The sequence below is a fragment of the Trinickia sp. genome, from assembly GCF_036503415.1.
Classification (GTDB): domain Bacteria; phylum Pseudomonadota; class Gammaproteobacteria; order Burkholderiales; family Burkholderiaceae; genus Trinickia.
In genome coordinates, this window is record NZ_DASXWY010000044.1 from 1 (window position 1) to 1,552 (window position 1,552).

General features: G+C 64.2%; 2 protein-coding genes. One reads left to right on the forward strand and one right to left on the reverse strand.

The features are described 5' to 3' along the window. A partial coding sequence (locus tag VGL01_RS06485; protein WP_331568034.1) for a hypothetical protein occupies positions 1–649 on the reverse strand: 649 nt, incomplete at its 3' end. A gap of 296 nt (positions 650–945) precedes the next feature. Between VGL01_RS06485 and VGL01_RS06490 the strand changes: the two genes are divergently transcribed. Beyond that, a partial coding sequence (locus tag VGL01_RS06490) for a dienelactone hydrolase family protein (protein WP_331568035.1) occupies positions 946–1,552 on the forward strand: 607 nt, incomplete at its 3' end.

Below are 1,552 nucleotides of genomic sequence, written 5' to 3' on the forward strand. Positions count from 1 at the left end.
TCCATGCCACTTGCGGATAGGCCCGCGCCGCATAGTCTCGCAGCATCGCGGGCACGATGCGCGCAGGAACGAAAATGCTTTGCCGCAACGACAACGAAAGCGCCACTGCGGTCTCGTCCGTCGCAGCGGGCGCCGCCTCCCCGGTCAGCACGACGGCGCGCACCGACGTCGGCCGCCCCGGACGCAGCCACGGCGACACCATGCCGGGCGCCATCCCGAATTCGATCAAGGGATCGCAGCCGAGCGGATTGATATGCAGCCGTTTGACGCTGGCACGAGCGAGCCCCAACCGTTCAGCCACCTCGCGCATGAGATCGCGGCTCAGCAATGGATCGCCGATGGCTGTGCACAGCAGCGTCGAGTCGCCCAAGCGCACCGTCACGGTCTTTTGCACTTGGGCTGGTGCGACGATGCGCTGCTTTTGCGCCGCACTGAACGACGGAGGATGCGACCGAACGGCAGGCTCGACGCCATAGCGCAGACAAAGCTCGAACATGAGCGCCACGCTTTGTCGGGGCAGCGCCGTGTCATCGAATCCCGGCTCGAACGCCGTACCGTCGCGAAGGCTCGCTCCCGCGGGTTCGAGCGTGCCTGGTCGAAAGCCAGGGGACTCTGAAAGGCACAATCGAAAATCCGGACCGCTCGTCATAACGCCCTCGTGCGACAGCAGTTTCGAACGCTTGCTCGGGGTGTCCGGCCTGGCAATGTCTACCGGGCAACGATGCAGCCGGAAACGCGGCACGGACGCCGAAAACGATACCGGCCGCACCGTGGGCCGAACGCGCCGGGAATCGTGAAAACGTGCATGTCGCGCGATGAGGATTACGGCTTTGTGTAGTGGCAGGCGCCAACGCGGGTTAATTCTGCAAGTCTGTTCACCCTAGAATGAAGACTTCCCGTCGAAGCACTCCACCCGTTCGTCCAAACCGCCGAAAGGAAACTGACATGCGAGCCCTGCGCCTCGTTCTGATGCTGCTGACCGCCCTCATCGCTTCGCCGGTGCTGGCGAAAATAGTCGTCAAACCCGTCGAATGGACACTCGACGGCACGACGTTCGATAGCCGGCTCGTCTATGACGACGGCTCTACGGCGAAGCGCCCGGGCCTCGTCATGGTGCCCAATTGGTACGGGGTCAACGATATCGCCATCGAAAAGGCGAAGAAGATCGCCGGCAAGGACTACGTCATCCTGCTCACCGACATGTACGGCAAAGGAACACGCCCGAAGGGGGACGAAGACGCCAAGGCCGCGGTCACGCCGCTCTACAAGGACCGAACCGTGATGCGCAAACGCATCGTCAAGGCGTTCGAACAGCTCGAGGCCGCCGCGGCCGGGGCTCCGATCGATCGCGCACGCCTTGCCGCCATCGGCTTTTGCTTCGGTGGCGCGGTCGCGCTCGATCTCGCGCGCAGCGGCGCCCCCGCGAAGGCCGTGGTCGCCTTTCATGGCGATCTGAGCACCGACGACCCGGCGCTCGACCGAAACATCATGGCACGCGTGCTCGCCATGAACGGAGCCGACGACGCGCTCACCATGCCGGAGGCCCCCAAAT